We start from the raw sequence: 13514 nt of genomic DNA, 5'->3' as shown, positions 1-13514 counted from the left end.
CGGCCGGCCTAGCGTGCCAATCTCAACGTTGGCGCCGCCCAAATCGCCCTGCCGGGCAATTCTCCCCCTGAACGGGAGAAAGTGGCCGGCTGCGCCGCTGGCGACAACCTTGTAACGCTGGCAATTGGCGAAATCGTGATGAGAGCGTTCCTCGCCCCATTTCCGGGAAAGGATGCCGGCAGGTGAGGGGCGGCGCCAACGCTCGAAATGTTATTTCTTCAAGCTCGCCTCGATCAGCAGGTCGGCGTTGTGGGCCACCGATTGCGCCGGGCCGCCGAGGCCGAAGAGCTGGCCGCTGATATAGGCGCCTTCGATCAACAGCAGCAGGCCGTCGCCGAGCGTGTCAGGGTCTTTAGCGCCCATCGCTGCGGCCATCGCGCGCAGGCGGTGGCGCAACTCCTGCTTGTTGGCCTCGCTGACGACGCGCGCCGGATGGCCATGTTCGGGATATTCCACCGCCGCGTTGGTCATGCCGCAGCCGCGATAGTCCGGCTTTTGCGTGCGCTTGCCGACGCGAGTCAGGAAAGCCCTGAGCTGTGCGCGCGGGTCGCCGGGATGGGCAGCCACGGCTTCGTCGAAACGCTCCCAATACTCACGGTCATATTGCCTGAGATAGGAAGCGGCGAGCTCGTCCTTGGAGGGAAAGCTGCGGTAGAGGCTGGGCTTGGTGACGCCGGCGCGCTTGACGATCTCGTCGACGCCGATCGCCCGGATGCCGCGGCGGTAGAACAGGTCGTACGCCACGTCGAGGATTTTCTTGGCAGCCTTGGGCGGTGCGGCTGCATGACCGTCCTTGATGGTCAGTTCAATATTTTTGTTCGTTGGCATGGTATGACTCGATTGACGTGTTACCGATCGGTACGTATACATGTCCTCACCCTGCAACGTACCGGTCAGTAACATGATAGCTCAATCCCGTCCCTTTGGCCAGCGCTACGCTTTCGTCGTGGTTGGCGTCATCTTCCTTTGCCTGTTGATCGCGGCCGGGCTTCGTTCCGCACCCTCGGTGATGATGCTGCCGTTGGATAAAAGCTTCGGCTGGGGGCGCGATACGGTTTCGATTGCCGCTGCGATCGGCATCTTCCTTTACGGCCTGACCGGGCCGTTTGCCGCCGCATTGATGGAGCGTATCGGCTTGCGCCGCACGCTGCTTGCCTCGCTTGTGATCATGTCGGGCTCGACCGCGCTCAGCCTACTGATGACCGAGCCCTGGCACCTGTTCCTCACCTGGGGCGTGTTTTCCGGCATCGGCTCCGGCGCGGTCGCCACCGTGCTCGGCGCCACCATCGTCAACCGCTGGTTCAAGACCAATCGCGGCTTGGTGATGGGGCTGATGTCGGCCTCCAGCGCCACCGGCCTGTTGGTGTTCCTGCCGCTGCTGGCATCGCTCGCCCAGTCGGGCGGCTGGCAGCCCGTCGCTATCGCCGTCTCGATCGCCGCCGCCTGTCTTCTGCCGCTGGTCTGGCTGTTGGTTCCGGAGCGTCCCGCTTCGATCGGCATGGTGCGCTATGGCGCCGGGGCGGATGACGTGCCGCCGGTATCGCCGGCATCGCAAGGCAATTTCCTGGCGCATACGCTGAACACGCTACGCCGCGCTGCCCGCACCCGCGTCTTCTGGTATCTGTTCGCCACGTTCTTCATCTGCGGCTTCACCACCAACGGGCTGGTCGGCACGCATCTGATCTCCTTCTGCGGCGACATGGGCATCCCCGAGGTACAGGCCGCGGGCCTGCTGTCGCTTATGGGCATTTTCGACCTGATCGGGACGACGCTCTCGGGCTGGCTCACCGACCGTTTCGACCCGCGCAAGCTGCTCGGCGTCTACTACGGCATTCGCGGCCTGGCGCTGATCTATCTGCCCTATTCCGGCTTCTCGGCGACCAGCCTGATCATCTTCGCGGTGCTCTACGGTCTCGACTGGATCGCCACCGTGCCGCCGACGCTCAGGCTCGCCAACGAGGCCTTCGGTGACCGCAGCGGCCCGATCGTGTTCGGCTGGATCGTAGCCGGCCACCAAGTCGGCGCCGCCACCGCCGCCGCCTTCGGCGGCACCATGCGCGAATTGCAGGGCAATTACGAACTGGCTTTCCTGATCGCCGGCATGACGGCGATCGTGGCTGCGTGTCTGTCGCTGCTGATCAATACGAGCAGGCCGGCTTTCGATCCGGAGCCGCAAGCGGCGTAGGGCGCGGTACTAATCTCCCCCTGGTGACGCTCGATCCGGTGCGGTCGGCGTAAGCCTTTGGGTCGGTGCGAAGGATCGCTACGCCTGGAATGGGCAGCCGTCAGTCCGGGTAGCAAACCGTCGGAATCTTCGGCCACACCGCGCTGTCGCAGCCGGCAACCTGCTGCCTCTGCTTGAAAGAGGCGCTGACCGGGCCGGTGACCACGGGGTCGACGCCATCAGGGGCGTCGGCAAACATCTGCTCGGCCGTCCGGTCGGACGACGAGGCCGGATTGGCTTCCTTCACCGTGGCGGCCGATTGAGCGGCATTCGCCGCCAGCACGGCAGCGAATGCGACCGAAGCGATGAGGGGCCAAAATCGGTTGAGTTTGTCGGTCATGAATTTCGAACTACCCGGGCCCAGAAAGGTTCCCGCCTTGGTTAACAAAACCATCTCACACCGAGATGCTTAAGATTTGATGAGTATTTGGTGGTGCGCCTCCTCTTTCGCAATTGCGAAAAACCCTGTATGAGCCGCGCAACCGAAAGAGGCGGCGCCTTCTGGCCTGCTGCCTGCAACGCTCCCGAGACCACAAAATGAAAATTCGTAATATCGCGATCATCGCGCACGTCGACCATGGAAAAACCACCCTCGTCGACCAATTGCTGCGGCAATCCGGTTCCTTCCGCGACAATCAGCGCGTCGCCGAGCGCGCCATGGATTCCAACGACCTCGAAAAGGAACGCGGCATCACCATCCTGGCCAAGGCGACCTCGGTCGACTGGAAGGACACCCGCATCAACATCGTCGACACACCCGGCCACGCCGATTTCGGCGGTGAGGTCGAGCGCATCCTGTCGATGGTGGATTCGGCGATCGTGCTGGTCGACGCCGCCGAAGGCCCGATGCCGCAGACCAAGTTCGTCGTCGGCAAGGCGCTCAAGGTCGGCCTGAAGCCGATCGTCGTCATCAACAAGATCGACCGTCCGGACGCCCGTCACGTCGAGGTGGTCAACGAGGTGTTCGACCTGTTTGCAGCGCTTGACGCCACCGACGAGCAGCTCGACTTCCCGATCCTCTACGGTTCTGGCCGCGATGGCTGGGTCTCGGAAAATCCGGAAGGCCCGAAGGACCAGGGCCTGGCGCCGCTGTTCGACCTCGTCATCAAGCATGTGCCGGAGCCGACCGTTCATCCCGGCCCGTTCCGCATGATCGGCACCATCCTGGAAGCCAATCCCTTCCTCGGCCGCATCATTACCGGCCGTATCGAGAGCGGCACGCTGAAGTCCAACCAGGCGGTCAAGGTGCTCCACCATGACGGCACGCAGATCGAAACCGGGCGCATCTCCAAGATTCTCGCGTTCCGTGGCCTCGAGCGCCAGCCGATCGAAGAGGCGCAGGCGGGTGACATCGTCGCCATTGCCGGCCTGTCCAAAGGCACCGTCGCCGACACGTTCTGCGACCTGGCGGTGACCGAGGCGTTGCATGCGCAACCGATCGATCCGCCAACCGTGACCATGTCTTTCCTGGTCAACGATTCGCCGCTCGCCGGCACTGAAGGCGACAAGGTGACCAGCCGCGTCATCCGCGACCGCCTGCTGCGCGAAGCCGAAGGCAATGTCGCGCTCAAGATCGAGGAATCGCCTGACAAGGATTCGTTCTTCGTTTCCGGCCGTGGCGAATTGCAATTGGCCGTGCTGATCGAGACGATGCGCCGCGAAGGCTTTGAAATCGCCGTGTCGCGTCCGCGCGTCGTCATGCAGAAGGGCGAGAACGGTGAATTGCTGGAGCCGGTCGAGGAAGTCGTCATCGACGTCGACGAGGAGCACGCCGGCATCGTCGTGCAGAAGATGTCGGAGCGCAAGGCCGAGATGGTCGAGCTGCGGCCTTCGGGCGGCAACCGTCAGCGCATCGTCTTCCACGCGCCGACGCGCGGACTGATCGGCTACCAGTCGGAACTGTTGACCGACACGCGCGGCACCGCCGTGATGAACCGGCTGTTCCACGCCTACCAGCCCTACAAGGGCGAACTGCCGGGCCGCACCAACGGCGTGCTGATCTCCAACGAACAGGGCGAGGCAGTGGCCTATGCCATGTGGAACCTCGAAGACCGCGGCCCGATGGTCATCGACCCGGGCGTCAAGGTCTATCAGGGCATGATCATCGGCATCCATAGCCGTGACAACGACCTCGAAGTGAACGTGCTGAAGGGCAAGAAGCTGACCAACATCCGCGCCGCCGGCAAGGACGAGGCGGTGAAGCTGACGCCGCCGATCCGCATGACGCTGGAGCGCGCGCTGGCCTGGATCCAGGACGACGAGCTGGTCGAGGTGACGCCGAAGACCATCCGCCTGCGCAAGCTCTATCTCGACCCGAACGAGCGCAAGCGCTTCGAGAAGTCGGCCAAGGTTGTGGGCGCGGCGTAATCGTCTGATTGTCTAAATTCGAGAGGGGCGAAGCACCGATGTGCTTCGCCCTATTTCGATTATCTGCTCGCCCTTGAGATGATGGTTTCTCGGTCGGCTTCGCCGGAGAGATCAATTCGCACGATCGTGCCATCGCGAGCCGGCTTGCGCAAAGCCCTGGCGCCTTCGGAAACGACAAACAGCAATCGTTTCTCCTCCAGCGCCTGAAGCCTTGATCGGGAGATGCCGAGTTCGCCGGCGAGCAGACGGTCGAGCCGCAGCGATGTCGGCATCTCCCGATCAAGCCTGATTTCAAGCGCGGCTGCGGGTCGGCCTTCGCCGCCGAGCCGGTGTTTGTGAACGGCGACATCGGGAAACTCCTCGACGCGGCCGACCCGGTTTCGCAAAGCCACGACATCGAAGGCATGGCGGCGGGCGAGGGCCGGATCGTTGCTTTCGAGCGCTGCCAGCAGCGCGGGTTCGATGTCGCGGCGGTTGCAGCGTTCGAAAATGCCGAAATTCCACGAATTGTCGCAGTCGATGCAGCGATAGATCAGCCAGACATCAATGCGTTTGCCATTGGCGTTGACGCGGAATTTGTCGCTGCAGCGATAGGCCTTCACCGTGCCGCAGCGATTGCAGTTGATCAGGGGTCGAGGTGCGATTTCGGGCGCAATCGCCCAGTGTATGCGCAGAGACATGCCGATAAGCCCTTCCCGTCGGGAAGTTCTTCAGGCCGGCAATGGCGAGATGCCCATGCGGGCACGGCGTGGCGAGAGCTAGCTATGTCGGAAATCAGCTGTCACGGGCGGCAAAGCGCGCGACAACGGTTCAGCAGTGCCAAACCGGTCTCGAACCGCCGCCTGAGGAACACGTGAAATGGAGCAGGCACCGCTTAATGCGGCGCCCTGCCAAGTGTGATCAGGGGAGTTGGCGAGACCGGCGGTTACTGAGGCAAAATGAAGCTCGAAATGAATGTCGGGACGGTTCTTCTAGCGGCAAGATGCCGAGCGGGCAAGGTTCATAGGGTGTCTCGCCCTGCTCAGGCGAAGGCGATCTGTACCTTCATCGATTTGTTGCGGTCGCCGGCGATCTCGAAAGCCGCAACCGCCTCGTCCATTGGATAGATGCCGGTCAGCAGCGGCTTAACGTCGACGCGACGGTTGTTGATCAGATCGACGGCCAGCGCGAACTCGTCGTGGAAACGGAAGGAGCCGCGCATTTCGATCTCCTTGGCGACGATGAGATTCTGAGGCAGCGACATGTCGCCGCCTAGGCCGAGCTGCACGAGCACCCCGCGCGGCTTCAGCACATCGAGCCCGGCTCGCACCGCGCGCTCATTGCCGGAGCATTCGAACATGACGTCGAAACTGCCCTTCTCGACATTGTAGCCAGCGAGCTTGTCGGCATCTGTGGCGACATTGATGGTGCGGTCGGCGCCGATCTCGTTGGCCTTGGCCAGAACCGCGTCCATGACATCGGTGACGACGATCTCACGCGCGCCGTGGACACGTGCGGCAAGGATGCTGAGCGCACCGATCGGCCCGCAGCCGGTGACCAAGACCCGCTTGCCGAGCAGCGAGCCGGCGCGGTTGACGGCATGCAGCGTTACCGCGAACGGCTCGGCAAAGGCGGCTTCGTTGATGGAGACATGGTCGGCGATCTTGTGGCACTGCCAGGCCTCGGCGACGAGGCGCTGGCGGAAGGCCCCCTGTATGTGCGGCATCGGCATGGCGCTGCCGTAGAATCGCATGTCGAGGCATTGGTTCTGCACGCCCTGCAGGCAGTATCGGCACGCATTGCAGGGCCGGCTGGGCGAAATAGCGACGCGGTCGCCGACGGCGAGGCTGGAGACGCCGGCGCCAAGCGCCTTCACCGTGCCGGCGACCTCATGTCCGAGGATCATAGGCTCGCGCAGGCGCACCACGCCGAAGCCGCCATGATTGTAGTAGTGCAGGTCCGAGCCGCAGATGCCGCCGGCCTCGACCGATATTTCGACCTGTCCTGCGCCAGGCGCGCCGGGATCGGTCTCTTCGATGCGAAGGTCTTTTGCCGCGTGGATGACGATTGATTTCATGGCCGCGATCCTTTCTCAAACCACTGGCACGGGCAAGTCCGATCTCCGAAATATGTTGCGTTCGTTGGCCCATCAGGCCGAGGGGTGCCAAATCGCCACCGATCGGATATCATTTGCCATCCAACGCTCGAAGGCTCCGCCATGCACCTCACCTCGCTGCTGATCTTCGCCGCCGCTCTCTTCGTTGCCGCCGGCTCGCCCGGCCCATCGATCGCGGCACTGGTTGCCCGCGTCATCTCGAAGGGCTTTCGTGACGTGTTTCCGTTCCTGCTCGCCATGTGGATCGGCGAGGCCATCTGGCTGTCGCTGGCGGTGTTCGGGCTGGCGGTCGTGGCGCAGACCTTCCATTTCGCCTTCGTCGTCGTGAAATGGATCGGCGTCGCTTACCTCACCTACCTCGCCTTCAAGATGTGGACCGCACCTGTCGACGCAAAAGAAGGCGAGATGCCGCGCGAGGATTCGGCGACAAAGCTGTTCTTTGCCGGCATGGCGGTGACGCTCGGCAATCCCAAGATCATGATGTTCTATCTGGCGCTGCTGCCGACGATCATCGACCTCGCTTCGGTGAGTGTCATCGGCTGGGTCGAACTGACGGCGACGATGGCGGTGGTTCTGATCGCCATCGATCTCGCCTGGGTCGTCGCGGCCTCACAGGCGCGCAAACTGTTGAAGAGCAAGCGTGCGATGAAGATCGCCAACCGCATCAGCGCCACGACGATGGCCGGCGCTGCCGGGGCCATCGCGGCGCGATCCTGACCGCCTTTCTATGGGAACCTCAAAGCTAGACTTTGTCCAATAGATCCATGCTATCAGACGTGCCAACTTTCCAGCCGGCGAAGCATCCCAAAACGCCACAGGCCGCGCATCGTACGCCAACATACAGCCAGCGAACGCCGTCACGTTCCGGGTAGATGGAAAACCCGACGCCGATGTTTGCAGCTTCGGAGCCGCACTCGGTGCACGCCCATCGTTCCGGCTGGGCTTCGTCCCAAAATTCCGCACTGTCGCAGATAAGATGCTCGGATCCGCAGACCGTGCACGTTCGTCGCGCCACACCCTCGTCATCGTCGGCATCGAGGAGAAACGAGATGGAACCGCACTTGCAGCGGGCGAGCCTGAAGTCATGAACCTCGGCGTTGTCGGCGCCATAGGCTTCCAAGTATTCTCCGATGTCAGTGGGCTCGCTGCCAACCCACCACTTGCCTGACGTATCTATCGTCATTGGTCACCTCGCCATGGCGTGGTATTCGTCGTTCGGGCGCATGTCGATGGCCGCCGCCACGCGGTTCGACATGTTGAAGAAGGCGGCGGTCGAGGCGATGTCCCAGATGTCGCGGTTGGTGAAGCCGGCGTTGCGCAGTGCTTCCCTGTCCGCCTCGACGATCTTTGCCGGCTCTTCCGTCAGCTTGACGGCGAATTCGAGCATCGCCGTCTGTTTCGGTGAAAGATTGGCAGCGCGGAAGTTCATCACCATCATCTCGCCGAGAGCCGGATCGCCGGAGATCTGGCGCACCGCCGCGCCATGCGCGGTCAGGCAATAATAGCAATGGTTGATCGAGGAGACGACGACCGCGATCATCTCCCGTTCCAGCTTCGACAGGCCGGATTCACCCAGCATCAGATCATTGTAGGTTTCGGTAAAGGCGCGCAGCTTCTTCTCGTCGAAGGCATAGGCAAGAAGCACGTTGGGAACCAGGCCGAGCTTTTCCTCGCATTTGGCGAAATAGGCTTTTGTCGCCTCGCTCAGTTCCGCGATACCGAGGTCAAGTGCGCTGATTTTGCCGGACATGGGGTCTTCCTCCTCGTTCACCGCCGCCTGACCGTCGAATTCCTGTAATTCTTATCGAGCCGTCAAACCTTTGTCGCCAAACAGCGGTCATCTGCTACCATAGTCGTAAAAGCATGTGACGGGAGGACAACATGGCGAGCGTGAAATCCGCAGCTAAGCCGAAGAAAACAGCCACTGCCGGGGTGAAACCCGACGGGAAGCCGGCCAGGCTCGCCGACTATCTGCTGGCCCGCGCGCCGGCCGAAGACATTGCCGCCTATGACGCCGCCGACCTGGAGCGAGCCGCCGACCTGGCAGGACGTGCGGTCGCCGCCCACAAAAAGGGCCAAAGTGTCGTCGCCGTCGATGCCGAGTCGGGCGTATCCCGCGAGGGCCGCCCGATGACGATCATCACCGTCGTCAACGACAACATGCCGTTCCTGTTCGATTCGATCCTCGGCGAGATCACAGAAACTGCCGGCGAACCGACTTTGGTCACCCATCCGGTCATCGTCGTGCGCCACGGCAAGGCCGGCGTCGACGAGATCCTCGGCGACGGCAGCGCCCTCAAGGACGATGGCAATCACGACCGGCTGAGCGTCGTCCATGTCCATATTCCGCGCCTGACGGCGGAGCAGGCCGACGCGCTGGCCGACCGCCTGCGCAAGATGCTCAACCAGGTGCGCGCCGCCGTCAGCGACTGGAAGCCGATGCTCGCCCGTCTCGACCAGGCGATTTCCGAATTCCGCTATTCCGCCGTGCCGCTCGACAAGAAGAGCGTTGCCGAGGCCATCGCCTTCCTTGAATGGCTGCGCGACGACAATTTCACTTTCCTTGGCATGCGCGAGTTCAAATATTCCGGCGGCACGGAGAGCGGCAATCTGGAGCGCGCCGACAAGCCCGGTCTCGGCATCCTCGCCGACCCGGATGTGCTGGTGCTCCGGCGCGGCACCGAGGCGGTGACGACGACGCCCGAAATCCGCGCCTTCCTGCATGGGCCGGAGCCGCTGATCGTTACCAAGGCCAACGCCAAGTCGCTGGTGCACCGCCGCATTTATCTCGATTATATCGGCGTCAAAACCTACACCGCCAAGGGCACGCTTGCCGGCGAGTTGCGCATGGTCGGCCTGTTCACCTCGACTGCCTACACGCGCTCGGTGATGAAAATCCCGTATCTGAGGTCAAAGGCCGAGACCATCATCGCCAAGTCCGGCTTCGACCGGCACGACCATTCCGGCAAGGCACTGATCAACGTTCTGGAGAGCTATCCGCGCGACGAACTGTTCCAGGTGCCGGTGCCGATCCTGAAGAAGCACGCCGCGGCCATTCTCGGCCTGGTCGAGCGGCCGCGGGTGCGGGCGCTGGTGCGCGCCGACCAGTTCGACCGCTTCGTCTCGATCCTCGTCTTCGTGCCGCGCGACCGCTATGACAGCGTCGTGCGCGAGAAGATCGGCACCTATCTCAAGACCGTCTTCGAGGGCCGTTTGTCGGCTTATTATCCGGCGTTTCCGGAGGGCGGGCTGGCGCGTGTGCATTTCATCATCGGCCGCTCGGGCGGCAAGACGCCGAAGGTCGAGCAGGCGGCGATCGAAGCGGCGATCCGCGATATCGTGCGAACCTGGGACGACGCGCTGGCCGAAGCCGCGGAAGCCGTCGGCGGCGATCCATCGCTGAAGGCGATCGCCGCGCGTCTGCCTGAGAGCTATCGCGATTCCTTCAGCGCGGCCATCGCGCTGAAGGATGCGGGGCGCATCGCCGGCATCAGCACCGCCAACCCGATCGCCATCGACTATTACCGCCATGCCGAGCAGAAACCGCATCAGGCAGCGCTGAAGATCTACCACCACGGCAGCCCGGTAGCGCTGTCGCGTCGCGTGCCGGTGCTGGAAAACATCGGCTTCCGCGTCATCAGCGAGCGCACCTTCGAGGTTGGCGAGGACGGCGGCGACACCGTCTTCGTCCACGACATGGAGCTGGAGAACAGCTACGGCAAGCCGATCGACCTCAGCGATGGCGGCGCGCTGTTCGAGGACGCGTTCCTGTCGGTCTGGCGCGGCGACATCGACAATGACAGCTATAACGGGCTTGCCCAGACCGCCGGCCTGTGGTCGGGCGAAGTCAGCATTCTGCGCGCCTATGGCCGCTACCTGCAGCAAGCCGGTATCCCGCAGAGCCAGGATTTCATCGCGGCCGCGCTCAACCGCTATCCCGACATTGCGCGCGGCCTGCATGCACTGTTCGTCGCTCGTCTCGGCCCGACCGCCGAGACGGAAGGCGTCATCGCCGCCAAGCACCTCAAGGCCAAGATCAAGGACGCGCTGGAGGAAGTCCCCAACATCGATGACGACACCATCATCCGCCGCTATCTCAACCTGATCGAAGCCTCGTTGCGCACCAATCATTTCGTTGCGGGAACGAAGGCGCGGGGCCAGTCGCTGGCGATCAAGCTGGACTCGCAAGCGGTCGATGGCCTGCCGGCGCCGCGGCCGTGGCGCGAGATCTTCGTCTATGGGTCCGAGGTCGAGGGCGTGCATCTGCGCTTCGGCCCGGTTGCGCGCGGCGGCCTGCGCTGGTCGGACCGCGCCCAGGATTACCGCACCGAGGTGCTCGGCCTGGTCAAGGCGCAGCAGGTCAAGAACGCCGTCATAGTGCCGGTCGGCGCCAAGGGCGGCTTCTATCCGAAGAAGCTGCCGATGAGCGCCGGCCGCGACGCCATCTTCGAGGCCGGCACCTCGGCCTACAAGAATTTCGTTTCCAGCCTGTTGTCGATTACCGACAATATCGGGCTCGATGGCGTCATACCCCCAGCCGGTGTCGTCAGGCGCGATCCTGACGACCCCTACTTTGTCGTCGCCGCCGACAAGGGCACGGCAACCTTCTCCGACACCGCCAATGCCATTTCGGAGAAACACGGTTTCTGGCTCGACGATGCCTTCGCCAGCGGCGGCTCGGCCGGCTACGACCACAAGAAGATGGGCATCACCGCCAAGGGTGCCTGGGAAGCGGTCAAGCGGCATTTCCGCGAGATCAACCGCGACATCCAGACCACCCCCTTCACCGTCGTCGGCGTCGGCGACATGTCGGGCGACGTGTTCGGCAACGGCATGCTGCTGTCGCCGCAGACCAGGCTGATCGCCGCCTTCGACCATCGCGACATCTTCATCGATCCCGATCCAGACAGAGTGGCGTCGATGGCCGAGCGCGAGCGCATGTTCGCGCTGCCGCGTTCGTCCTGGCAGGACTATGACAAGACCAAGCTGTCGGAAGGCGGCGTCATCGTCTCGCGCAGCCAGAAGTCGATCACGCTGCCTGCGGCAGCGGCGGCGGCGATTGGCCTCGCCAAGATCACCGCGACACCGGCCGAGATCATGACCGCCATCCTCAAGGCGAACGTCGACCTTCTGTGGTTCGGCGGCATCGGCACGTATTTACGGGCCTCGGGCGAAACCAATGCCGAAGTCGGCGACCGCGCCAATGACGCCATCCGCATCACCGCGCTCGATGTGCGGGCCAAAGTGATCGGTGAGGGCGCCAATCTCGGCGTCACGCAGCGTGCCCGCATCGAATTCGGTCTCGCCGGCGGCCGCTGCAATTCCGACGCCATCGACAATTCTGGCGGCGTCAACTGCTCCGACGTCGAGGTCAACATCAAGATCGCGCTGGCGTCCGCCATGCGCAAGGGATCGCTGACCCGGCCGGCGCGCAACAAGCTGCTGGCCGAGATGACCGACGAGGTCGCCGGCCTCGTGCTGTCCAACAATTACGAACAGACGCTGGCGCTCTCCATCGCCCGCAAGCGCGGCCTTGCCGACATCGCGCACCAGAGCCGGTTCATGGCGGCGCTGGAGGCTCGGGGCCTGCTCGACCGCGCTGTCGAGACGCTGCCGTCGCCGGCCGCCCTTGCCGAGCGCGAGGCGCGTGGCGAGCCGCTGACCCGGGCGGAGCTTGGCGTGCTGCTCGCCTATGCCAAGATCGTGCTGTTTTCCGACATCGTCGCCAGCGACGTGCCTGACGACGCGCATTTCGACCGCGACCTGATGGGCTATTTCCCTGACCGGATGGCGAAGAAATATGCGGCCGAGATCCATGGCCACCGGCTGCGCCGCGAAATCATCGCCCGCGTCGTCGCCAACGATCTCGTCAATCGCGGCGGACCGTCATTCGTCAACCGGCTGCAGGAAGCCACGGGGCGCAGCGCGGCCGACGTGGTGCGCACCTTCGCCGTGGTGCGCGACGGCTTCGCGTTGCCGGCGCTCTATCGGGAGATCGATGCGCTGGACAGCCACATCGACGGCCAGGCGCAGCTCGATCTCTACCAGTCCGTCAGCCGGCATATCTTCGTGACCAGCGGCTGGTATCTGAAGAACGATGCCGGCACCGCAGCGCTCGGCCAGCGCATTGCCGAACTGCAAGAGGCGCGCATGGCGCTGGAGCCGAAGCTGCTCTCGCTGCTACCGGCCTTCTCGCGCGAGCGGGTCGAGGAGAGGCGGTATGGCCTGTTCAAGGCCGGCGCCCCCGAAAAGCTCGCCGGGCAGCTGGCAATGGCCGATGTGGCGGGACTGATCCCCGACATCGCACTGACGGCGCGCACGGCCAATGCCGACGTCGTCGCCTCGGCCAAGGCGTTCTTCGCCGTCAGCGATGCCTTCCGCATTCCGCGCGTCGAAGAGGCGGCGCGTTCAATCACGCCGTCGGACTATTACGACCAGCTGGCGCTGTCGCGCGCCACCGACACGATCGGCGCGGCGCGGCGCGGCATTGCGGTGGCGGCTCTCGCCGGCCATGCCGGGACGGCGGATCCTGTGGCGGCCTGGCTGGAAGCCGGAGGCGAGCGCGTGGCGCGCATCCGCGAGCGGCTGCAGGCGCTGACCGAAGGCGGGGATATCACCGTGTCCAGGCTGTCGGTGGCTTCGGGGCTGATGAGCGATCTGACGGGGATGTGAACATCTCCGAAACGCCGGCGCCGCCCTCATTGCCCTGCCGGGCATTTCTCTCCGTATAGTGACGAGGAGAAAGGGCGGGCCGTAGCCTTGGCGCCCTTGTTGCAACGCTGGCGACTAGCGAAATCATCGATGAGAGCAACCCTCTCCCCGTCACTA

10 protein-coding genes are annotated in these 13514 nt (G+C 63.7%); 4 read left to right on the top strand and 6 right to left on the bottom strand.

Features of this window, described 5'->3' with window-relative positions; translation table 11 throughout:
- Nucleotides 1-210: 210 nt before the first annotated feature.
- Nucleotides 211-828 (bottom strand): TetR/AcrR family transcriptional regulator, encoded by a 618-nt coding sequence (locus tag X733_RS156355; RefSeq protein ID WP_023818266.1) that lies wholly within the window; start codon nucleotides 826-828, stop codon nucleotides 211-213.
- Between the two features lie 73 nt (nucleotides 829-901).
- On the opposite strand from X733_RS156355, the gene X733_RS156360 reads away from it, so the two are divergent.
- Nucleotides 902-2185, top strand: a complete 1284-nt coding sequence (locus X733_RS156360; protein ID WP_031193160.1) for an MFS transporter — start codon at nucleotides 902-904, stop codon at nucleotides 2183-2185.
- A gap of 100 nt (nucleotides 2186-2285) precedes the next feature.
- On the opposite strand, the gene X733_RS156365 is transcribed toward X733_RS156360, so the two are convergent.
- Nucleotides 2286-2564 (bottom strand): hypothetical protein, encoded by a 279-nt coding sequence (locus X733_RS156365; protein WP_023753187.1) that lies wholly within the window; start codon nucleotides 2562-2564, stop codon nucleotides 2286-2288.
- A gap of 197 nt (nucleotides 2565-2761) precedes the next feature.
- Between X733_RS156365 and typA the strand changes: the two genes are divergently transcribed.
- The gene (gene typA / locus X733_RS156370) at nucleotides 2762-4591 is read left to right on the top strand and encodes a translational GTPase TypA (RefSeq protein ID WP_023681424.1); all 1830 of its coding nucleotides are present in this window, start codon (nucleotides 2762-2764) and stop codon (nucleotides 4589-4591) included.
- Nucleotides 4592-4650: 59 nt separating this feature from the next.
- On the opposite strand, the gene X733_RS156375 is transcribed toward typA, so the two are convergent.
- Complete coding sequence (locus X733_RS156375) at nucleotides 4651-5277, bottom strand: DUF1062 domain-containing protein (protein WP_196813716.1); 627 nt, start codon at nucleotides 5275-5277, stop codon at nucleotides 4651-4653.
- A gap of 335 nt (nucleotides 5278-5612) precedes the next feature.
- A complete protein-coding gene (locus tag X733_RS156380) occupies nucleotides 5613-6647 on the bottom strand; it encodes an L-idonate 5-dehydrogenase (protein ID WP_023818263.1) in 1035 nt (344 codons plus the stop codon).
- A 141-nt stretch (nucleotides 6648-6788) separates the two neighbouring features.
- On the opposite strand from X733_RS156380, the gene X733_RS156385 reads away from it, so the two are divergent.
- Entirely contained in the window at nucleotides 6789-7403 is a 615-nt protein-coding gene (locus X733_RS156385) for a LysE family translocator (protein ID WP_023818262.1), read from the top strand.
- Nucleotides 7404-7428: 25 nt separating this feature from the next.
- Here X733_RS156385 and X733_RS156390 read toward each other — a convergent pair whose 3' ends face one another.
- A complete protein-coding gene (locus tag X733_RS156390) occupies nucleotides 7429-7869 on the bottom strand; it encodes a hypothetical protein (protein WP_023736823.1) in 441 nt (146 codons plus the stop codon).
- Nucleotides 7870-7872: 3 nt separating this feature from the next.
- Nucleotides 7873-8436: a peroxidase-related enzyme gene (locus X733_RS156395; protein WP_023736824.1), complete on the bottom strand. Its 564-nt coding sequence runs from the start codon at nucleotides 8434-8436 to the stop codon at nucleotides 7873-7875.
- Between the two features lie 131 nt (nucleotides 8437-8567).
- Here X733_RS156395 and X733_RS156400 point away from each other — a divergent pair, with 131 nt between their 5' ends.
- The gene (locus X733_RS156400) at nucleotides 8568-13358 is read left to right on the top strand and encodes an NAD-glutamate dehydrogenase (RefSeq protein ID WP_023818261.1); all 4791 of its coding nucleotides are present in this window, start codon (nucleotides 8568-8570) and stop codon (nucleotides 13356-13358) included.
- Nucleotides 13359-13514: the final 156 nt, after the last annotated feature.

The sequence above is a fragment of the Mesorhizobium sp. L2C066B000 genome (genome assembly GCF_000502335.1).
Classification (GTDB): domain Bacteria; phylum Pseudomonadota; class Alphaproteobacteria; order Rhizobiales; family Rhizobiaceae; genus Mesorhizobium.
The sequence above is the reverse complement of the archived record's forward strand: the minus strand, read 5'-3'. Positions and strand labels throughout refer to the sequence as shown.